General features: G+C 61.8%; 18 protein-coding genes. 12 read left to right on the forward strand and 6 right to left on the reverse strand.

Going from position 1 to position 21,413, the window contains the following annotated elements; all coding sequences use genetic code 11:
- Positions 1-5 precede the first annotated feature (5 nt).
- Complete coding sequence (locus C4J85_RS07535) at positions 6-1,508, forward strand: nucleobase:cation symporter-2 family protein (RefSeq protein WP_124406626.1); 1,503 nt, start codon at positions 6-8, stop codon at positions 1,506-1,508.
- 167 nt (positions 1,509-1,675) lie between these two features.
- Here the strand turns inward: C4J85_RS07535 and C4J85_RS07540 are convergent, their stop codons facing one another.
- Both C4J85_RS07540 and C4J85_RS07545 read right to left on the reverse strand, forming a co-directional pair.
- On the reverse strand, positions 1,676-2,608 hold the full coding sequence (locus C4J85_RS07540; RefSeq protein WP_124366314.1) for a proline iminopeptidase-family hydrolase: 933 nt from the start codon (positions 2,606-2,608) through the stop codon (positions 1,676-1,678).
- 92 nt (positions 2,609-2,700) lie between these two features.
- On the reverse strand, positions 2,701-3,465 hold the full coding sequence (locus tag C4J85_RS07545; RefSeq protein ID WP_124370070.1) for a LuxR family transcriptional regulator: 765 nt from the start codon (positions 3,463-3,465) through the stop codon (positions 2,701-2,703).
- Between the two features lie 183 nt (positions 3,466-3,648).
- Here C4J85_RS07545 and C4J85_RS07550 point away from each other — a divergent pair, with 183 nt between their 5' ends.
- The 6 genes from C4J85_RS07550 to C4J85_RS07575 are packed head-to-tail and all read left to right on the forward strand — an operon-like array spanning position 3,649 to position 9,800.
- Complete coding sequence (locus C4J85_RS07550) at positions 3,649-4,536, forward strand: proline iminopeptidase-family hydrolase (protein ID WP_124409338.1); 888 nt, start codon at positions 3,649-3,651, stop codon at positions 4,534-4,536.
- Positions 4,537-4,539: 3 nt separating this feature from the next.
- On the forward strand, positions 4,540-5,487 hold the full coding sequence (locus C4J85_RS07555) for an ABC transporter permease (RefSeq protein WP_124361846.1): 948 nt from the start codon (positions 4,540-4,542) through the stop codon (positions 5,485-5,487).
- On the forward strand, positions 5,484-6,335 hold the full coding sequence (locus C4J85_RS07560; RefSeq protein ID WP_124409339.1) for an ABC transporter permease: 852 nt from the start codon (positions 5,484-5,486) through the stop codon (positions 6,333-6,335). The genes C4J85_RS07555 and C4J85_RS07560 overlap by 4 nt, the downstream gene beginning before the upstream one ends.
- The gene (locus C4J85_RS07565; protein ID WP_124366318.1) at positions 6,332-7,288 is read left to right on the forward strand and encodes an ABC transporter ATP-binding protein; all 957 of its coding nucleotides are present in this window, start codon (positions 6,332-6,334) and stop codon (positions 7,286-7,288) included. Before C4J85_RS07560 ends, C4J85_RS07565 begins: the two co-directional genes overlap by 4 nt.
- On the forward strand, positions 7,285-8,304 hold the full coding sequence (locus tag C4J85_RS07570; protein WP_124366319.1) for an ABC transporter ATP-binding protein: 1,020 nt from the start codon (positions 7,285-7,287) through the stop codon (positions 8,302-8,304). Before C4J85_RS07565 ends, C4J85_RS07570 begins: the two co-directional genes overlap by 4 nt.
- Positions 8,286-9,800 carry an ABC transporter substrate-binding protein gene (locus tag C4J85_RS07575; RefSeq protein WP_124409340.1) on the forward strand — a complete coding sequence of 505 codons (1,515 nt, stop codon included), beginning with the start codon at positions 8,286-8,288 and terminating at the stop codon, positions 9,798-9,800. Before C4J85_RS07570 ends, C4J85_RS07575 begins: the two co-directional genes overlap by 19 nt.
- 138 nt (positions 9,801-9,938) lie before the next feature.
- On the opposite strand, the gene C4J85_RS07580 is transcribed toward C4J85_RS07575, so the two are convergent.
- The 4 genes from C4J85_RS07580 to C4J85_RS07595 form a co-directional block, all read right to left on the reverse strand.
- Complete coding sequence (locus C4J85_RS07580) at positions 9,939-10,679, reverse strand: YciK family oxidoreductase (protein WP_124409341.1); 741 nt, start codon at positions 10,677-10,679, stop codon at positions 9,939-9,941.
- Between the two features lie 184 nt (positions 10,680-10,863).
- Complete coding sequence (gene mupP / locus C4J85_RS07585) at positions 10,864-11,535, reverse strand: N-acetylmuramic acid 6-phosphate phosphatase MupP (protein WP_124409342.1); 672 nt, start codon at positions 11,533-11,535, stop codon at positions 10,864-10,866.
- A 4-nt stretch (positions 11,536-11,539) separates the two neighbouring features.
- A complete protein-coding gene (gene ubiG / locus C4J85_RS07590; protein ID WP_124361853.1) occupies positions 11,540-12,238 on the reverse strand; it encodes a bifunctional 2-polyprenyl-6-hydroxyphenol methylase/3-demethylubiquinol 3-O-methyltransferase UbiG in 699 nt (232 codons plus the stop codon).
- A gap of 29 nt (positions 12,239-12,267) precedes the next feature.
- Entirely contained in the window at positions 12,268-13,599 is a 1,332-nt protein-coding gene (locus C4J85_RS07595; RefSeq protein WP_124409343.1) for a TRZ/ATZ family hydrolase, read from the reverse strand.
- Positions 13,600-13,708: 109 nt separating this feature from the next.
- On the opposite strand from C4J85_RS07595, the gene mtnA reads away from it, so the two are divergent.
- From mtnA to hisC, 5 genes are all read left to right on the forward strand, one after another.
- Positions 13,709-14,779 carry an S-methyl-5-thioribose-1-phosphate isomerase gene (gene mtnA / locus C4J85_RS07600; RefSeq protein ID WP_124409344.1) on the forward strand — a complete coding sequence of 357 codons (1,071 nt, stop codon included), beginning with the start codon at positions 13,709-13,711 and terminating at the stop codon, positions 14,777-14,779.
- Between the two features lie 424 nt (positions 14,780-15,203).
- On the forward strand, positions 15,204-17,858 hold the full coding sequence (gene gyrA / locus C4J85_RS07605; RefSeq protein ID WP_124409345.1) for a DNA gyrase subunit A: 2,655 nt from the start codon (positions 15,204-15,206) through the stop codon (positions 17,856-17,858).
- 231 nt (positions 17,859-18,089) lie between these two features.
- On the forward strand, positions 18,090-19,175 hold the full coding sequence (gene serC, locus C4J85_RS07610; RefSeq protein WP_124406638.1) for a 3-phosphoserine/phosphohydroxythreonine transaminase: 1,086 nt from the start codon (positions 18,090-18,092) through the stop codon (positions 19,173-19,175).
- Positions 19,175-20,269: a prephenate dehydratase gene (gene pheA / locus C4J85_RS07615; RefSeq protein ID WP_094952927.1), complete on the forward strand. Its 1,095-nt coding sequence runs from the start codon at positions 19,175-19,177 to the stop codon at positions 20,267-20,269. The genes serC and pheA overlap by 1 nt, the downstream gene beginning before the upstream one ends.
- Positions 20,270-20,278: 9 nt before the next feature.
- Positions 20,279-21,391, forward strand: coding sequence for a histidinol-phosphate transaminase (gene hisC / locus C4J85_RS07620; RefSeq protein ID WP_124409346.1), 1,113 nt, complete (start codon positions 20,279-20,281; stop codon positions 21,389-21,391).
- The last annotated feature ends 22 nt before the right edge of the window (positions 21,392-21,413 follow it).

Genomic DNA, 21,413 nt, shown 5'->3' on the forward strand with positions numbered 1-21,413 from the left:
TCACTATGACTATCCCGAAGGCGTCACCGCAGCGGCCCGAAGATGAAAATCTAGGCGTCGCCGCCAACATGGCTTACGGCCTGCAGCATGTGCTCACCATGTACGGCGGCATCGTTGCTGTACCGTTGATCGTCGGCCAGGCGGCCGGGTTGTCACCTGCGGATATTGGCCTGTTGATCGCCGCGTCACTGTTTGCCGGCGGCCTGGCCACGCTGTTGCAAACCCTTGGCCTGCCGTTCTTCGGTTGTCAGCTGCCGCTGGTGCAGGGCGTGTCGTTCGCGGGTGTGGCGACGATGGTGGCGATCGTCGGCAGCGACGGGGCAGGGGGCGTGCCGGCGATTCTCGGCGCGGTGATGGCCGCGTCGTTCATTGGTTTGTTGATCACTCCGGTGTTCTCACGCATCACCCAGTTTTTCCCGCCGCTGGTGACCGGTATCGTGATTACCACCATCGGCCTGACCCTGATGCCCGTGGCGGCGCGCTGGGCCATGGGCGGCAACAGCCGCGCGGCGGATTTCGGCAGCATGTCGAATATCGGCCTGGCTGCACTGACGTTGGTGCTGGTGTTGCTGTTGAGCAAAATCGGCAGCGCAGCCATCTCGCGCTTGTCGATTTTGCTCGCGATGGTGATCGGCACGCTGATCGCGGTGTTTTTGGGTATGGCCGACTTCTCCGCCGTCACCCAGGGGCCCATGTTCGGTTTCCCCACGCCCTTCCATTTCGGCATGCCGACCTTTCATGTGGCGGCGATTATTTCCATGTGCATCGTGGTGATGGTCACGCTGGTGGAAACCTCGGCGGACATCCTGGCGGTGGGCGAGATCATCGACACTAAAGTCGACTCCAAACGCCTCGGCAATGGCCTGCGCGCCGACATGCTGTCGAGCATGTTCGCGCCGATCTTCGGCTCCTTCACGCAAAGCGCATTCGCCCAGAACGTCGGCCTGGTGGCGGTCACCGGCGTGAAGAGTCGGTTCGTGGTGGCAACGGGCGGGGTGTTCCTGGTGGTGCTGGGCCTGTTGCCGTTCATGGGCCGGGTGATTGCCGCCGTGCCCACATCGGTGCTTGGCGGGGCCGGCATTGTGTTGTTCGGCACGGTGGCCGCCAGTGGTATTCGCACGCTGTCCAAGGTGGATTATCGCAACAACATGAACCTGATCATCGTGGCCACCAGTATCGGTTTCGGCATGATCCCCATCGCTGCCCCCAGTTTCTATGACCAGTTTCCCAGCTGGTTCGCGACCATTTTCCATTCGGGCATCAGTTCGTCGGCGATCATGGCGATCTTGCTGAACCTGACGTTCAACCATTTCACCGCCGGTAACTCGGACCAGCAATCGGTATTCGTGGCGGGGACTGAGCGCAGTTTGTGCTTTCGCGACGTGGCGGCGCTGCGCGATGGGGATTACTACCGAGGTGGGAAGTTGTTCGATGCCGAAGGTAAGGAGATTCCGCTGGTGGCGGATAGCTTGAAGAAAGCCGCAAAGCCCGAGACCAGTGAGGTTTGAATGTGGGAGGAAGTAAGGCCTGATGCCAGTCTGTAGGAGCGAGCTTGCTCGCGAAAAACGTCAACGGTGACGCGTGCTTTCTGAATGAACGCAGTGCCTGTGAGTTTTTCGCGAGCAAGCTCGCTCCTACAAAAAGCCTTAAGGCAAGCCCCCTCCCACATTGGAATTCAGCCAGCTTTGAGCGCCGTGTGCTGCATTGAGCACACCTCATCCAGAAACTTCACCACTGTCCCCATGCACGCCTGGCGTTCTTCCACATGGGGCATGTGGCTGGAGTCTTCGAACAGCGCCCAGCGTACGTCCGGGATTTCATCCAGGAACGGCTTGACCACCAACGGCGTGGCTTCGTCATGGCGGCCGGAGATCACCAGGGTCGGCACCTTGATGGCCGACAGTCGGCCAATCACATTCCAATCCTTCAAACTGCCAATCACATGGAACTCAGTCGGGCCGCTCATGGCGTGGTACACCGTCGGGTCGGCATCGACCTGGGCGAAGGTGCGCGCCACCTCTTCCGGCCATGGGTTGACGCGGCACACGTGCTGGTCGTAGAAAATCCGCGAAGCAGCTTGGTATTCCGGGTCCTGGTAGTTACCGGCGGCCTCATGCTTGAGCAGGGTTTCATGCACACCTTCGGGCAACAATTTGCGCAGCCGATTGGCCTCGCTGACCCAGGTGCGCATGCACGTCGGTGAGTTGGCCGGGATAAAGGCACGCAGGCCCTTGGGCTGCAAAATGGCATGTTCGCTGCCGAGCATGCCGCCCCAGGATTGCCCGAGGATCGCGTAGTTATCGCTGATTTGCAGGTGGTCGAGCAGGTTGTTCAACTCGTCGAGGAACAGGCCGATGGTCCAAAAGGAAGAGGGTTTGTCAGGTAAATGCGTCGAGCGGCCATTGCCCAGCTGGTCGTAGTGAATGACCGCATGGCCGCTGGCGGCGACATCCTTGAACGCGTCGACGTAATCGTGGGTGCAGCCGGGTCCGCCATGGATGATCACCAGCGGTGTGCGGCCTGTCGCCAGTTCACCGGTGATGCGATACCACGTCTGATAGGCGCCGAAGGGTGCGTAGCCTTCGCGGACTTTCTCGATGAATTCCATTTCGTACCCTGCTCTGAAAAAAGGATCAGGGCTACGATAGTCTGCACGCAACGTTTAGGTAACTAGCAAAACAGCTAGGTTTTGCCTAAGGATCAATCGTCCAGCAACCGGTAGTGCGTGGCTCGCACCACCGCCTGCACGCGGTTCTTGGCGCCCAATTTGTGCATGGCCGACGCCAGGTGCAGGGTGACCACCGCCAGCGAACGGCTCAATTGCGCGGCGATCTCGGCCGCAGTCAAGCCATCGGCGGCCCATTTCAGGCACTCGCGCTCGCGTTTGGTCAGGTGGATATGCGGGTAGGTGCGCAACGCTTTGTTGAATAAAGGGTAAGCCGCCTCCTGTAACGCATGGCTGATCACGCTGAAGTCCGACAAGGTTTGCTGCGCATCCTTCAATACCGTGCTCGCCGTGCCGGTGCGCAGGCCGGTCAACGAGGCGAAGCCACCGCGGGGCAGGTGGATCGGTACGCTGACGCCGCAGGTCAACTGCTGTTCGTGCAGGTAGGACGAAACGGGTGCATGGCAGGGGTCGATGATCGTTTGCAGGGCAGTCTCGGCCTTGGCCTCATAAGACCAGACAAATGGCGACACACTGTTCAAGGCCAAATGTTGAACCGGGTCGATCTGGTAGAACCCTTCGCTGCACCACAAGGCGTGCCAGTCGGTCGGCGTGTTGCGCAGTTGCAGCACCGAGGGCGTGATCAGCGCACCGTTGAGGTCGATAGGCACTGGCGTGTAGTCGTACACCAGCGCATCGAAGCCCAACTGTTGGGCGAGGATAAACGTATTGTCCATCTGCTCGTCCAGGCTCCTGCCCGGCATCAGACGACTATTGAAGGCAGTTAGCTTGGCCAGCATCCGTTCTGCTCCCGAATTCATTTGAATCTCGACTTGCTGCAAGTAGAATGCCACGCCCCGGCGAAGGACTGCCAGGCCAAACCTATAAGAAACGCTAGGTTATGGACGCGCGGCATCCTCGGTAGTGTTGACGTGATAAACGGCCACTACCTGCCAGGCCGATACAACACAAGGAATGTATGCATGTGGCGTGAAATAGCCCCCGACCAGCGGTACAACGTGCAAGTCGACGGCCATAATCTCGTGGTCTACAGCTTTGGCGAAGGCGATGAGGTGCTGCTGTGCCTCAACGGCGGCCCGGGCCTGCCGTGTGACTACTTGCGCGACGCCCATGGCTGGCTCAAAGAACATAACCTGCGAGTGGTTGCATTCGACCAGCTTGGCACCGGCGCATCAGCCAGACCGAACGACGTTTCCCTGTGGGAAATCGGCCGTTATGTCGAAGAAGTTGAAACCGTCCGCCAGGCCCTGGACCTGGGCCGTGTGCACTTGCTCGGGCACTCCTGGGGCGGTTGGCTGGGCATCGAGTACGCCATTCATTATCCCGATGCGCTGAAAAGCCTGATCCTCGAAAACACCGTCGGCGATATTCCGCACCTGTCCCAGGAGCTTGAGCGCCTGCGCGGCGCCCTCGGCAGTGAAACCGTGGCCATGATGCAACGTCATGAAGCCATGGGCACCCTCGACCACCCGCAGTATCAAGCCGCGATCACCTTGCTCAACTACCGCCACGTCTGCCGTCTGGATGAATGGCCGGAGCCGGTCAAACGCTCCCTCGGCGACTGGAACATGGGGCCCTACGAAACCATGCAAGGCCCCAACGAATTCCTGTATGTCGGCAACCTCAAGGACTGGAACCGCATCGCCGAAATGGCCGACTTCAGCATGCCGATGCTGATCACCACCGGCCAGCACGACGAACTCACCCCGGCCTGTGCCATGCGTATGAAAATGGCGGCCCGGCATGCCGAATTGCACGTATTTCCCAACAGCAGCCATATGCCGTTCTACGAAGAACCCCAGGCGTATTTCCCGGTGCTGCTGGACTTTCTCGCCCGCCACCGAGGCTGATGGATGAACCTGGCCCGCTACCGTTTCGTGTTGTCCCGGCCCCTGCAGTTGTTGCCGGTGCTGTTGGGCATCAGTTTGATCACCTTCGTGCTGGTGCGCTCGATCCCGGGCGATCCGGCGCGTGCGCTGCTGGGCTCGCGCAGCACGCCGGACGCGTTGCTGAAAATCCGCGCCCAGTACGGCCTCGATGAGCCGTTGTGGCTGCAATACTTCTATTTCCTGAAGAACCTGCTCAAGGGCGACCTCGGCCAATCGCTGTTGTACAAGGTCGACGCCCTCAAGCTGATCGTCACCCGCATCGAGCCGACCCTTGTACTGGTGCTCGGCAGCGTGGTGCTGGCGCTGTTGATCGCGGTGCCGCTGGCGACGCTGGCGGCGCGCAATAAAGGCGGCTGGCCCGACACCCTGATTCGCGTGTTCACCACGGTCGGCCTGGGCATGCCGGCGTTCTGGCTGGGCCTGATGCTGATCCTGTTGTTGAGTGTGCAATGGGGCCTGTTTCCGGTGTCCGGTTATGGCCGCACCTGGTTGGACAAGGCCCACCATATGCTGCTGCCGTGTCTGACCATTGCGCTCGCACTGTCGGCGGTGCTGGTGCGTAATCTGCGCGCGAGCATGCTGGTGGAACTGCAGGCCGACCATGTCACCGCGGCACGGGCGCGGGGGCTGTCTGAAGCCGCCGTGTTCCGCCGTCATGTGGTGCCCAACTCGCTGGTGCCGGCGGTTAACCTGCTGGCAGTGAATATCGGCTGGCTGATCAGCGGCACGGTGGTCATCGAAAGCCTGTTCGCCATTCCCGGCATCGGCCAGTTGCTGGTGCGCGGTATTTTTACCCGCGATTACATGGTGGTGCAGGGCGTGGCGATGGTACTGGCCTGTGCGACGGTGGTGGTCAACTTCGTCGCCGACGTGGTGACGGTGGCCCTCGACCCACGGGTGAAGATGCAATGAACAGCCGCCCATTGGTCGCCCCCTGGCGCCTGCGCCTGGGTTTTGGCAACGGTCGCCTGACTGCCGCGTGGGGCCTGTTGATACTGTTTGCATGGTTGACCCTGGCGCTGTTCGCGCCGTGGATCGCCCCCTACGACCCCATCGCGCAGAACACCGAGATGAGTCTGCTCGCGCCCGGCATTGCGCACCCGTTCGGCACGGACAACTACGGCCGCGACATCCTTTCACGGGTGATCTGGGGCGCGCGCATCGACCTGCAACTGGCGATTGTCGGGGTGATCTTCCCGTTCATGATCGGTACCTTCGTCGGCGCGGTGTCCGGCTATATCGGCGGGCGCTTCGACAGTGTGTGCATGCGCGTGATCGACGTGGTGCTGGCGTTTCCGTTCCTGGTGCTGATGCTGGCGATCATGGCCATTCTCGGGCCTGGGCTGCAGAGCTTTTACATCGCCATGGCGCTGGTGGGCTGGGTGTCGTATGCGCGGTTGATCCGCTCGCAGATCCTGGTGCTCAAGGAAAGCGAGTTCGCCCTGGCCGCCAAGAGCCTGGGGTTTGGCCATGGGCGCATCCTGTTCCGGCATTTGCTGCCCAATGCGCTGTTCGGCTCGATTGTGTTTTCCATGTCCGACGCGGTGCTGGTGCTGCTCAACGGTGCGGCCGTGAGCTACCTGGGCCTGGGCGTGCAACCGCCGACCGCTGAATGGGGGACGATGGTCGCCGAAGGCCAGGCCTTCATCACCACCGCCTGGTGGATCTGCACCTTTCCAGGGTTGGCCATCGTGACCCTGGCCATGGGCTTCAGCCTGCTGGCCGATGGTGTGGCGCAAGTGTTGGGGGCTCGTTCATGAGCCTGCTGCAGGTGCGCGACCTCAGTGTGATCGCCAATAACGCCGGGCGCGAGCTGTGCCTGGTCGACCGCGTGTCCTTTGACCTGGCCGAAGGCGAAATCCTGGGGTTGGTCGGTGAAAGCGGTTCGGGCAAGACCCTGGCCTGTCGCGCGCTGATGCGCCTGTTGCCGTCGTCCAACCTGCGCGTACAAGGCGGCGCAGTACAGTTGGCCGGCCAGGACCTGTTGCGCCTGGATGAAGCCGGCATGCGTACCATCCGGGGCGGGCAGTTGGGCATGATTTTCCAGAACCCCAGCAGTCACCTGGACCCGTTGATGCGTATCGGCGAGCAGATCGCCGAGGGCATCCGCCTGCATCAGGGCACATCGAAAAAAGACGCGCGCCTGCAGGCCATCGACGTGCTGCGTCAAGTGGGTATTCCCGACCCGCAAGCGCGGGTCGACAACTACCCCCATGAATTTTCCGGCGGCATGCGCCAGCGCGCGATGATTGCGGTAGCCCTGGGGTGCAACCCGAAGGTGCTGATCGCGGACGAACCCACCACCGCCCTCGATGTGACGGTGCAGGCGCAAATCCTGCGGCTGTTGCTCGACCTTCGCGACAAGCGTGGCCTGTCGATCATCATGATCACCCATGACCTCGGCGTAGTGGCGCAAAGCTGCGACTCCATCGCGGTGATGTACGCCGGGCGCCTGTGCGAACACGGCAGCAAATACGAACTGCTCGCCCATCCCCGGCATCCTTACACCGCCGGGCTGATCGACTGCCAGCCGGCCCACAGCAGCGGTCATGCATTGCTGCGCACTATCCCTGGCCAGCCACCGCTGCTCGACGCATTGCCTGACGGCTGCCGTTTCAACCCCCGCTGCCCGCAGGTCGGCCCGCTGTGTACGACGCTGTTGCCGGAAGGCGCACGGGTGGCGTGTCACTATCCCCTCGGAGAACGCCCATGAGTCTGCTGCAGATCAAGGACCTGGAGGTGCGCTTTGCCGCGTCCGGCACTGGCCTGTTCGGGTTGAACAAGCAGTGGGTGAGGGCGGTGAACGGGGTTTCACTGAACCTGGCGGCCGGTGAAACCCTCGGGCTGGTGGGCGAGTCCGGCAGCGGTAAAAGTACGTTGGGACGGGCGATTTTGCACCTGAACCCGATCAGCGCCGGGCAGGTGTTGTTTGACGGTGTCGACATGGCCCAGGGCAGCGCCATCGATATTGCGCGGTTGCGCCAGGAAACCGCGATGATTTTCCAGGACCCTTACGCCGCCCTGAACCCGCGCCTCACTCTCGGCGAAACCCTCGCCGAAGTGTTGCGGGTGCAGCGCAAGGTCGCCCCGGAAAACATCCGCGCCCGTGTCGATGAGCTGCTCGAGCTGGTCGGCCTGCGGCCTGAATTGGCGTCGCGCAAGCCGGGCTCCCTCAGCGGCGGCCAGTGCCAGCGCGTGGGGATCGCACGGGCGCTGGCGGTGGAGCCGCGCTTGATCATCGCCGACGAATGCGTGGCGGCGCTGGATGTGTCGATCCAGGGCCAGATCATCAACTTGCTGCTGCAATTGCAACAGCGCATGAACCTGGCGATCCTGTTTATCGCCCACGACCTGGCCATCGTGCGGCGCCTGTGCGACCGCGTGGCGGTGATGTACCTGGGCAAGATCGTCGAGGAGGGGCCGGTGGAAGCGGTGTTCACGGCACCGCGTCACCCCTATACGGCGGCGTTGATCGAGGCGATTCCACAGATTGACCCGCATCGTCCGTTACCGGCGCAGCCGCTGCCCGGCGAACCACCCAGCCCACTGAACCTGCCCACCGGTTGCGCGTTTCACCCGCGTTGCCGGTATGCCCGCGCCATGTGTTCCGTGATGTTACCGCCCACCCACTCGCTGCATGAGCATCGATACAGTTGCGTGCTTGAACACCCTTTGATCCTTCCTGCCCATCATGAACAAGGAGTTATGACATGCAATCGCGCCATTTGAAATTGCTCGCCGCCGCCACGCTGACCGCCTGGTCCCTCACTGCCGGCCTGGCCCAGGCCGCCGGCGTCCTGACCATCGGCTGCCGTGAAGACAGCACCACCTTTGACCCGATCAAAAGCGCGCAGAACCGCGATACCTTGGTGTTCGCCAACGTCTACGACACCCTGGTGCGCGTGGATAACCTGGGCACCAAAATGGAACCGGGCCTGGCGCAAAGCTGGGATATTTCCAAGGACGGCCTGACCTACACTTTTAAACTACGCGAGGCGAAGTTTTCGGACGGATCGCCGATCACCGCCAGCGATGCGGCGTTCAGCCTGTTGCGCATCCGCGATAACAAGGCGTCGCTGTGGAGTGACCCGTTCAGCCTGATCGACACCGCCAAGGCCAGCGATCCGAAGACGCTGGTGGTCACCCTGAAAACCCCGGCGGTGGCGTTTCTCTCGCAATTGGCCTCGCCAACGGTGTCGATCCTGTCGGAAAAAGCCATGACGAGCATGGGCGAAGACGCCTACTCGGAAAACCCGGTGACCTCCGGCGCGTTCACCGTGGACGAATGGCGCAAGGGCGACCGCGTGATCCTGAAGAAGAACCCGAACTTCTGGCAGGCCAGTAAGGTCAGCCTGGACGGCGTGGAATGGGTGTCGGTCACCGACGACAACACACGCATGCGCATGGTGCAGAACAACGAGCTGGACACGGCGATCTTCGTACCTTTCTCCCGCGTTGAGGAGCTGAAGAAAGACCCGAACGTGGTGATCCACGCCGACCCGTCCACCCGCGAAGATCACCTGCTGATCAACCACGCGCACGGCCTGCTGGCCAAGCCGCAGGTGCGTGAAGCGCTGGACATGGCCATCGACAAACAATCGTTGGTAAAGACCGCCACTTACGGGCAAGGCACCGTGGCGTATTCCTACATCCCCAAAGGCTCGCTGTATCACTACTCCAATAACCTGCAGCGCCCGTATGACCCGACTGCGGCCAAAAAGCTGCTGGCAGAGGCGGGCGCCACGGACTTGAAGTTGAACTATGTGGTCAATGCCGGCAATGAAGCTGACGAGCAGATCGCAGTGATCATCAAGGACCAACTGGCCAAGGTCGGCGTCACCGCCAACCTGCAGAAAGTCGACCCGACCCAGAGCTGGCAGATGCTGGTGGACGGTGAGTACGATATTTCGGTGATGTACTGGACCAACGACATCCTCGACCCGGACCAGAAGACCACCTTCGTGCTGGGCCACGACACCAACCAGAATTACATGACCCGCTACCAGAACGACAAGGTCAAGGCGCTGGTGGCACAAGCGCGCATCGAGGCCGACCCGGCCAAGCGTGAGCAGATGTACGTGGAATTGCAGAAACTGGCGAAGCAGGATGTGAACTGGATCGATCTGTATTACAGCCCGTATATCAACATCTCACGCAAGAATGTGAGCAACTTCCTGCAGAACCCGTTGGGGCGCTTCACCCTCGAGGAAGTGGTGAAAAACTGACAAGCGCTGCAATACCAATGTGGGAGGGGGCTTGCTCCCGATAGCGGTGGATCAGCCAATTAATCTGTTGGCTGGCACTCCGCTATCGGGAGCAAGCCCCCTCCCACATTTTGTTCCACTTATGTCTTGTGTTAGTGGCTACTGCGCATCGAACGCCTGCCCATTGATGCCCGCACTGTCCGGCCCCATCAAATACAGGTACACCGGCATGATCTCTTCCGGCGCTGGCCTTTCCATCGGGTTTTCCCCTGGGTACGCCTGGGCTCGCATACTGGTGCGCGTACCGCCCGGGTTGATGCTGTTGGCGCGCACGGCGGCCACATCCTGCAGCTCATCGGCCAGGGTTTGCATCAAGCCTTCAGTGGCGAACTTGGACACACCATAGGCGCCCCAATAGGCCCGGCCCTTGCGCCCGACGCTGCTGGAAGTGAACACCACCGACGCATCCTGGGACAGTTTGAGCAGCGGCAGCAAGGTGCTGGTCAGCATGAACATCGCGTTGACGTTCACGTGCATCACCCGCATGAAGTTCTCGCCGGACAACTGTTCGATCGGTGTGCGCGGGCCGATGATCGAGGCGTTGTGCAGCAGGCCGTCGAGGCGGCCAAATTCCCTTTCGATCATCGCCGCCAGCTCATCGTATTGATGGGGCAGGGCAGTCTCCAGATTGAACGGGATCACCACCGGCTGCGGCTGGCCCGCCGCTTCGATCTCGTCATACACCTGGGCCAGATTGGCTTCGGTCTTGCCCAGCAGCAGCACGGTGGCGCCGTGGGTCGCGTAGGTTTTCGCCGCAGCGGCGCCGATCCCACGGCCGGCACCGGTGACCAGGATGATGCGGCCTTTGAGCAGTTCCGGAGGTGCAGCGTAATCAAACATAAATAGCCTCGACAAAATTCAACAGGTTCAGCACAGACTTCAGATCGCCGCCGATCCCCTGTGGGAGGGGGCTTGCCCCCGATAGCGGTGTGTCAGTCAACACATGCAGAAACTGACCCACCGCATCGGGGGCAAGCCCCCTCCCACATTTGGATCTTCATCAGTCAGCAGGATCGGTGTGTCATCAGCAACTGCACAGCGCGTTATCCAGCACCTTGCGCAGTTCCAGCGGGTGATCCACCACCACATCCGCCCCCCAGTGACGCGGGTTGTCATCCGGGTGAATGTAGCCATAGGTGACCGCCGCCGTGCGCGTACCGGCGTCGCGGCCGGACTCTATGTCACGCAAATCATCGCCCACGAACAACACGCTGGCCGGGTCCAGGTTCAGCAGCTTGCACGCCAGGAGCATGGGTTCCGGGTCCGGCTTGCTGTTTGTCACGTGGTCCGGGCAGATCAGCACGGCCGAGCGTTCGGCCAGGCCCAGTCGCTGCATGATCGGCTCGGCAAAGCGCACCGGCTTGTTGGTGACCACGCCCCAGATCAGCTTGGCCTTCTCGATGTCTTCCAGCAGTTCGGCCATACCGTCGAACAGTTTGCTGTGCACCGCGCAGTCCTTGAGGTAACGCTCGAGGAATTCCTGGCGCAGGTCTTCAAAGCCTGGCGACTCCGGGTCCATCGAGAAGGTCACGGCGACCATGGCCCGCGCGCCACCGGAGATTTCATCGCGGATGTGCTGCGGATTGACCGGCGCCAGGCCACGCTCGGCGCGCATGGCCTGGCAGATGGCGATAAAGTCCGGCGCGGTGTCCAGCAGGGTACCGTCCATGTCGAAGAGAACCGCTCGCAACTTCACAGGCTTACTCCTCGCGCAGGGTCTGGATCATGTAGTTGACGTCAACGTCGCTGGCCAGCTTGTAGTGCTTGGTCAGTGGGTTGTAGGTCAGGCCGATGATGTCTTTTACGCTGAGGCCGGCCTGACGGCTCCAGGCCCCCAGCTCGGACGGGCGGATGAATTTCTTGAAGTCATGGGTGCCGCGCGGCAGCAGCTTCATGATGTATTCGGCGCCGATGATCGCGAACAGATAAGCCTTGGGATTGCGGTTGATGGTGGAAAAAAACACCTGGCCGCCGGGCTTGACCATGCGGAAACAGGCGCGGATCACCGAAGACGGGTCGGGCACGTGCTCGAGCATCTCCAGGCAGGTGACCACGTCGAACTGCTCGGGCATTTCCTCGGCCAGGGCTTCGGCGGTGATCTGGCGGTACTCCACGCTCACGCCGGATTCCAGCTGGTGCAGCTGGGCCACGGCCAGCGGCGCTTCGCCCATGTCGATGCCCATCACGGTAGCGCCACGCTGGGCCATGGCTTCGCTGAGGATGCCGCCGCCGCAACCCACATCCAGCACCTTCTTGCCGGCCAGGTTGACGCGTTCGTCAATCCAGTTGACCCGCAACGGGTTGATGTCGTGCAGGGGCTTGAACTCGCTTTCACGGTCCCACCAGCGGTGGGCCAGGGCTTCGAATTTGGCGATTTCGGCGTGGTCGACGTTGCTCATGGTGAATCCTCTGAATCTGATAAATCGGTTTATTCGCTGTGCCCGCTGATGCGCTGGCCCCAGGCAATGGCCGTGGCGGTCAACTGTGCTTCATCCATGCGGGTCAATCGTCGGTCGTCGAGCAACTGCTTGCCGGCGACCCAAAGGTGTTTCACGCAATCGCGACCGGTAGCGTAGATAAGCTGTGAGACCGGATCGTAGATCGGTTGTTGCGCCAGCCCCGAAAGGTCGAAGGCGACGATATCTGCGGCCTTGCCGACTTCCAGCGAGCCGATCTGGCCGTCCAGGCCCATCGCCCGCGCGCCATTGAGGGTCGCCATGCGCAGCGCGCGATGGGCGTCCAGCGCGGTCGCCGAGCCGGCGACCGCCTTGGCCAGCATCGCCGCCGTGCGGGTTTCGCCCAGCAAGTCCAGGTCATTGTTGCTGGCGGCGCCGTCAGTGCCTATAGCCACATTGACGCCAGCCTGCCACAGGCGTTCAACCGGACAGAAGCCGCTGGCCAGTTTCAGGTTCGATTCCGGGCAATGGATCACGCTGGTGTTGCTTTCTACCAGCAAAGCCAGGTCATCCTCGCTGATTTGGGTCATATGAACGGCCTGGAAGCGCGGGCCCAGCAAGCCAAGGCGTCCCAGGCGCGCCAATGGCCGCTCGCCGGTCTGTTCCACGGCCTGCTGCACTTCAAAGGCGGTTTCGTGCACATGCATATGAATTGCGGCGTCCAGCTCTTCGGCGATCACCCGGATTTTCTCCAGGTTGTCATCGTTGACGGTGTAAGGCGCGTGGGGCCCGAACGTGATCTTTATGCGGGGATGGTGCTTGAGGTCGCCGAACAGCTCGATACCCTGGCGCATTGCCTCATCGGCGCTGCTGGCGCCGGGAATCGGGAAATCCAGGATCGGAATGGCGATCTGTGCGCGCATGCCGCTGTTGTGCACGCAGTCGCTGGCGACCTTGGGGTAGAAGTACATATCCGAGAAGCAGGTGATGCCGCCCTTGAGCTGCTCGGCGATGGCCAGGTTGGTGCCATCGCGGACGAAGGCTTCATCGACCCACTTGGCCTCGGCGGGCCAGATGTGTTTTTCCAGCCAGGTCATCAACGGCAGGTCGTCGGCCAGGCCGCGAAACAGGCTCATCGCCGCATGCCCGTGGGCGTTGATCAGGCCCGGGCTGAGCAGCATGCCGGGCAGCTCGCGCACCTCGCTGGCCTCAAGCTTGAGCGCCGCCGCCCGCGGCCCGATAAACACGATGCAGCCGTCACGGATACCCAGGCCATGCTCCTTGAGCACCACGCCAGCGGGTTCGACGGGGACCAGCCAGGTCGGCAGGAGCAATAAGTCGAGCGGGGCGGCAGTGGGCGTCATCGCAGGCTTCTTCCTGGGCAGCTATAAAAGAAGGGCGAAGTATACCCGAGCGTCCTGGCTGGCGGATCGCTATAATCGGCGGCTTTTGTTCATGAGTACGGGGTAAGGGATGCGCGACCGACTGTTGGCTGCAGAGAAGGTGAAGGCCATCGATTGGCGTGATGGCGTGCTGCACCTGCTCGATCAGCGTGCGCTGCCGGCTCGGGAATGCTGGGTGGCCTGCTCGACCGTCGGCGAAGTGGCCGCCGCCATTCGTTCGATGGTGGTGCGCGGCGCGTCGGCCATCGGCATCAGCGCAGCCTACGGCCTGGTGCTGGCAGCTCGTGAGCGCATGGCTGAAGGCGGCGACTGGCAAGCAGCGTGGGAAGAAGACTACGCACTGCTGGCCGATACCCGACCCACCGCATCGAATCTGTTCTGGGCACTGAAGTGCATGCGCGACCGCCTCGACCGTCTCAAGCAGCACGCCGACCCATTGGCTGTGCTGGAAGCCGAAGCCATCGCCATCCATGAAAGTGACCGCGAGGCCAATGTCGTCATGGCCCAATTGGGTATGGAGCGGATTCGCAAGCACCAGGGCAACGCCCAGGCGATCCTCACTCATGGCAATGCCGGCGCATTGGCCTCGGGCGGTGTCGGCACGGCCCTCGGAGTGATTCGCGCGGCGTTCCTGGAGGGGCTGGTCGAGCAGGTCTATGCCAACGAAACCCGTCCCTGGCTGCAAGGCTCGCGCCTGACGGCGTGGGAGTTGGCAGGCGCGGGTATCCCGGTGACGGTCAATGCCGACTCCGCCGGGGCGCATATCCTCAAAACCAAAGGCGTGACCTGGGTGGTGGTCGGCGCTGACTGCATCGCGGCCAATGGCGATGTGATCAGCAAGATCGGCACGTATCAGTTGGCCGTGTGCGCCATGCACCATGGCGTGCGCTTTATGGTGGTGGCGTCGAGCTCGACCCTCGACCTGATGATGGCCACTGGCGATGATGTGGCCCTGGAAGAACGTGATGTGGCTGAGTTGCTGGAGGTGAATGGCCAGCGGTTGGCGGTGCAGGCCTTCAATCCGGTTTTCGATGTCACCCCGGCCGACCTGATTGATGTGATCGTCACCGAGAAAGGGGTGGTGGAGCGGCCGGATGCGGCGAAGCTGGCCAGGTTGATGTGCCGTAAGCGGCTGCATTGAGGGTGGTGGTGTTTGTTGAAGAGCAATCGGGAGCAAGCCCCCTCCCACATTTGATTTGTGAACACAGTCAAAATGTGGGAGGGGGCTTGCTCCCGATTGGCCCTGAAAGTCAATAAAACTTCCGGATCCACCCCCAAAAAACAGCACCACCCCATCTCTGAGCCTCTCTCGTCCTCCTCAAGCCTGTCATTCAACAAATTACTAGCCTCCATGCGCATCAGGGGGATAGGTGCGTGGCGGCGGTTGTGATAACATCCGGCGGTTTCCAGGGCCGCCCCGAGGGGTTGCCCATAACGTGCAGATCCGTGTCATAACTCGTTGATTTGTCGTAAGTCGTTGTCAGGCACCGTGCCGGCAGCGGCGAGCTTCGTTCGTCCCATCTGGATGTGACGAAGTTTCACCCGAAAAAGGAATCAGGCTTCTCATGGGCGAACTGGCCAAAGAAATCCTCCCGGTCAATATCGAAGACGAGCTGAAACAGTCCTACCTCGACTACGCGATGAGCGTAATTGTCGGTCGGGCACTGCCTGATGCGCGCGACGGCTTGAAGCCCGTGCACCGGCGTGTGCTGTTCGCGATGAGCGAGCTGGGTAACGACTGGAACAAGCCGTACAAGAAATCTGCCCGTGTTGTCGGTGACGTGATCGGTAAGTATCACCCTCACGGCGACACTGCGGTGTACGACACCATCGTTCGGATGGCCCAGCCGTTTTCCCTGCGCTACCTGCTGGTAGACGGCCAGGGCAACTTCGGTTCGGTCGACGGCGACAACGCCGCAGCCATGCGATACACCGAAGTGCGCATGACCAAGCTGGCGCACGAGCTGCTGGCCGACCTGCATAAAGAAACCGTGGACTGGGTGCCGAACTACGACGGCACCGAAATGATCCCGGCCGTGATGCCCACCCGTATTCCCAACCTGCTGGTCAACGGTTCTAGCGGTATCGCCGTGGGCATGGCCACCAACATCCCGCCGCACAACCTCGGTGAAGTGATCGACGGTTGCCTGGCCCTCATCGACAACCCCGAGCTGACCATCGATGAGCTGATGCAATACATCCCCGGCCCGGACTTCCCGACCGCCGCGATCATCAACGGTCGCGCCGGCATCATCGAAGCCTACCGCACCGGCCGTGGCCGCATTTACATGCGTGCCCGCTCGATGATCGAAGACATCGACAAGGTCGGTGGCCGCCAGCAGATCGTCATCACCGAACTTCCGTACCAGCTGAACAAGGCGCGCCTGATCGAAAAGATCGCCGAGCTGGTTAAAGAGAAGAAGCTTGAAGGCATCACTGAACTGCGCGACGAGTCCGACAAAGACGGTATGCGCGTAGTGATCGAGCTGCGTCGTGGCGAAGTGCCTGAGGTGATCCTCAACAACCTCTACGCTCAGACCCAGCTGCAAAGCGTGTTTGGTATCAACGTTGTTGCGCTGATCGATGGCCGCCCGCGCATTCTGAACCTCAAGGACCTGCTGGAAGCCTTCGTGCGTCACCGTCGCGAAGTCGTCACCCGCCGTACCGTGTTCGAACTGCGCAAGGCCCGCGAGCGCGGCCACATCCTGGAAGGCCAGGCGGTTGCGCTGTCGAACATCGACCCGGTGATCGCCCTGATCAAGGCCTCGCCAACCCCGTCGGAAGCCAAGGAAGCGCTGATCAGCACGCCGTGGGAATCCAGCGCTGTGGTCGCGATGGTTGAACGCGCCGGCGCCGACTCGTGCCGTCCGGAAACCCTGGATCCGCAATACGGCCTGCGCGAAGGCAAGTACTTCCTGTCGCCGGAACAGGCCCAGGCCATCCTGGAGCTGCGCCTGCACCGCCTGACCGGTCTGGAGCACGAGAAGCTGCTGGCCGAGTATCAGGAAATCCTCAACCAGATCGGCGAGTTGATCCGCATCCTCAACAGCGCCGTGCGCCTGATGGAAGTGATCCGCGAAGAACTCGAAGTGATCCGCGCCGAATACGGCGACGTGCGCCGTACCGAAATCCTCGACGCGCGCCTCGACCTGACCCTGGGTGACATGATCCCGGAAGAAGAACGCGTGGTGACCATCTCCCACGGCGGCTACGCCAAGACCCAGCCATTGGCGGCCTACCAGGCCCAGCGTCGTGGCGGTAAAGGTAAATCGGCCACCGGCGTGAAGGATGAGGACTACATCGCTCACCTGCTGGTTGCCAACAGCCACACCACGCTGCTGCTGTTCTCCAGCAAGGGCAAGGTGTACTGGCTGAAAACCTACGAAATCCCTGAAGCCTCCCGCGCTGCCCGTGGTCGCCCACTGGTCAACCTGCTGCCGCTGGACAGTGATGAATACATCACCACCATGCTGCCGGTCGATGAATACACCGAGGGTCACTTCATCTTCATGGCCACCGCCAAAGGCACCGTGAAGAAGACCCCGCTGGAATCCTTCAGCCGTCAACGCAGCGTGGGCCTGATCGCCCTGGAGCTGGATGAAGGCGACGTACTGATTTCGGCGGCCATCACCGACGGCGAGCGCGAAGTCATGCTGTTCTCCGACGGCGGCAAGGTCACGCGCTTCAAGGAATCCGACGTTCGCGCCATGGGGCGTACTGCCCGTGGTGTGCGCGGCATGCGCCTGCCGGAAGGGCAGAAGCTGATTTCCATGCTGATCCCGGAAGAAGGCAGCCAGATCCTCACCGCTTCCGAGCGTGGCTACGGCAAGCGCACCGCCATCAGCGAGTTCCCGGAGTACAAGCGTGGCGGCCAGGGCGTGATCGCCATGGTCAGCAACGACCGCAACGGCCGTCTGGTCGGCGCGGTGCAGGTGCTAGACGGCGAGGAAATCATGCTGATTTCCGACCAGGGCACCCTGGTACGTACCCGCGTGGCAGAAGTCTCGAGCCTGGGCCGTAACACCCAGGGCGTGACTTTGATCAAGCTGGCCAAGGACGAGAAGCTGGTCGGTCTTGAGCGTGTGCAGGAGCCGTCGGAAGTGGAAGGCGAAGAGCTGGAAGGTGAGGAGTTTGAAGGCGAGGTGATCGCAACCGGCGATGACAACGTCGACGAGCCAACCCTCGATGCTGCCGCAGACGAAGAAGAACCGCAGGAATAAGCGGACACACAGGGGGCGGATGAAGATTCGCCCCCTTGTTGTTTGTCCGGATGGAAATATCGACAGCGATGAAAATCCAACTGTGGGAGGGGGCTTGCTCCCGATTGCGGAGTGTCAGCGGCACACAAGCTGACTGACCCACCGCTTTCGCGAGCAAGCCCGCTCCCACACGGGATCCGGTGTCGGCTGATATGTTTGCGTGACTACCACCAGACCAGAGTGAGATTGGATGTGAGCAAGAGAGCCTATAACTTCTGTGCCGGTCCCGCGGCGCTTCCTGAAGCAGTCCTGCAGCGCGCGCAGGCTGAACTCCTCGACTGGCATGGAAAAGGCCTCTCTGTGATGGAAATGAGCCATCGCAGCGATGAGTTCGTGTCCATCGCCACCAAGGCCGAGCAGGATCTGCGCGACTTGCTGGACATCCCCTCCCACTACAAAGTGCTGTTCCTGCAAGGCGGCGCGAGCCAGCAGTTCGCCCAGATTCCGCTGAACCTGCTACCGGAAGACGGCACGGCGGACTATATCGACACCGGTATCTGGGGGCAGAAGGCCATTGAAGAGGCCTCCCGCTACGGTCACGTCAACGTGGCAGGCACCGCCAAGCCTTATGACTACTTCGCCATTCCGGGTCAGAACGAATGGAAACTGTCGAAGGACGCGGCCTACGTGCACTACGTCGCCAACGAAACCATCGGTGGCCTGGAATTCGACTGGGTGCCGCAGGTGGGCGACGTTCCACTGGTGTGCGACATGTCTTCGGACATCCTCTCGCGCCCGATCGATGTGTCCAAGTACGGCATGATCTACGCCGGCGCGCAGAAAAACATCGGCCCGAGCGGCATCCTGGTCAACATCATCCGTGAAGACCTGCTGGGTCGCGCCCGCTCGCTGTGCCCGACCATGCTCAACTACAAGGTCGCGGCCGATAACGGCTCGATGTACAACACCCCGCCGGCCTTCGCCTGGTACCTGTCCGGCCTGGTGTTCGAATGGCTCAAGGAGCAGGGCGGCGTGGCGGCCATGGGTAAGCTCAACGAAGTGAAGAAGCGCACCTTGTACGACTTCATCGACGCCAGCGGCCTGTACAGCAACCCGATCAACCTCAGCGATCGCTCGTGGATGAACGTGCCGTTCCGCCTGGCCGATGACCGCCTGGACAAGCCATTCCTGGCCGGCGCCGAAGCGCGTGGCCTGTTGAACCTCAAGGGCCACCGTTCGGTCGGCGGCATGCGCGCCTCCATCTATAACGCTGTCGACATCCACGCGATCAACGCGCTGGTTGCCTACATGGCAGAGTTTGAAAAGGAACACGGCTAATGTCTGAGCAAGAACTCAAGGCCCTGCGTGTACGCATCGACAGCCTGGATGAGAAAGTCCTCGAGCTGATCAGTGAGCGCGCCCGCTGCGCCCAGGAAGTGGCGCGGGTGAAAATGGCGTCCCTGGCAGAAGGCGAAGTGCCGGTGTTCTACCGGCCCGAGCGAGAAGCCCAGGTGCTCAAACGCGTGATGGAACGCAACCAAGGCCCGCTGGGCAACGAAGAAATGGCGCGGTTGTTCCGTGAAATCATGTCTTCATGCCTGGCCCTGGAGCAGCCGCTGAAAGTGGCGTACCTCGGTCCGGAAGGCACCTTCACCCAGGCGGCGGCCATGAAGCATTTCGGCCATGCCGTGATCAGCAAGCCGATGGCGGCGATCGACGAAGTGTTCCGCGAAGTGGCGGCCGGTGCGGTGAATTTTGGCGTGGTGCCGGTGGAAAACTCCACCGAAGGCGCGGTCAACCACACGCTGGACAGCTTCCTGGAACACGACATGGTGATCTGCGGTGAGGTCGAGCTGCGCATCCACCATCACCTGTTGGTGGGCGAGAACACCAAGACCGACAGCATCAGCCGGATCTATTCTCACGCCCAGTCCCTGGCCCAGTGCCGCAAGTGGCTGGATGCGCATTACCCGAATGTCGAGCGCGTGGCGGTCTCCAGCAATGCCGAGGCGGCCAAGCGGGTCAAGGGCGAGTGGAACTCGGCGGCGATTGCCGGCGATATGGCGGCGGGCCTGTATGGCTTGACGCGCCTGGCCGAGAAAATCGAGGACCGCCCGGACAACTCCACGCGTTTCCTGATGATCGGTAGCCAGGAAGTGCCGCCCACCGGCGACGACAAGACGTCGATCATCGTTTCCATGAGCAACAAGCCCGGCGCGCTGCATGAGCTGCTGGTGCCGTTCCATGACAACGGCATCGACCTGACGCGCATCGAGACGCGTCCTTCGCGCAGCGGTAAATGGACCTACGTGTTCTTCATCGACTTCATCGGGCATCACCGCGACCCACTGGTCAAAGGCGTGCTGGAGAAAATCAGCCAGGAGGCCGTGGCACTCAAGGTGCTGGGCTCTTACCCGAAAGCGGTTTTGTGAGGCTTTAACATGAGTGGCAACTTCCTCGCCCTGGCGCAGCCGGGCGTGCAACAACTGTCGCCTTACGTTCCGGGCAAGCCTGTGGACGAGCTGGCGCGTGAGTTGAATCTGGACCCGTCCAGGATCGTCAAGCTGGCGAGTAACGAAAACCCGCTGGGCCCGAGCCCCAAGGTGCTGGCGGCGATTCGTGAAGAGCTGGCTGAGCTGACCCGTTACCCCGACGGCAACGGCTTTGCCCTCAAGTCGCTGCTGGCGCAAAAATGCCGGGTCGAGCTGAACCAGGTGACCTTGGGCAACGGTTCCAACGACATCCTCGAGCTGGTCGGTCGCGCTTATCTGGCGCCGGGCCTGAATGCGGTGTTCAGTGAGCATGCCTTTGCGGTCTACCCGATCGTGACCCAGGCCGTAGGCGCGGATGCCCGCGTTATACCGGCAAAAGAGTGGGGCCATGACCTGCCGGCGATGCTGGCGGCCATCGATGCCCAGACCCGCGTGGTGTTCATTGCCAACCCGAACAACCCCACCGGCACCTGGTTCGACGCACAGGCGCTGGACGACTTCCTGCAAGGCGTGCCCGAGCATGTGCTGGTGGTGCTGGACGAGGCTTACATCGAGTACGCCGAAGGCAGCGACCTGCCGGATGGCCTGGACTTCCTGGCGGCCTACCCGAACCTGCTGGTGTCGCGCACGTTCTCCAAGGCCTATGGCCTGGCCTCGCTGCGGGTCGGCTACGGCTTGTCCACGGCGGTGGTCGCCGATGTGCTGAACCGCGTGCGCCAGCCGTTCAACGTCAACAGTCTCGCCCTGGCGGCGGCCTGTGCGGCGATCAAGGATGTCGACTATCTGGCAGAAAGCCGTCGCCTCAACGAAAGCGGCATGCAGCAATTGCAGGCAGGTTTTCGCGAGCTGGGCCTGGGCTGGATTGCGTCCAAGGGCAACTTCATCTGTGTCGACCTCGGTCAGGTAGCCGCCCCGGTCTTCCAGGGTTTGCTGCGCGAAGGCGTGATCGTGCGCCCGGTGGCCAATTACGGCATGCCGAATCACCTGCGTGTCACCATCGGTTTGCCGGCTGAGAACAGCCGCTTCCTGGAGGCGTTGGCCAAGGTTCTGGCCCGTGGTTGATGTCACTGCATTGCAACCTGCT

The organism is Pseudomonas sp. R4-34-07, from assembly GCF_003852375.1.
Lineage (GTDB): Bacteria > Pseudomonadota > Gammaproteobacteria > Pseudomonadales > Pseudomonadaceae > Aquipseudomonas.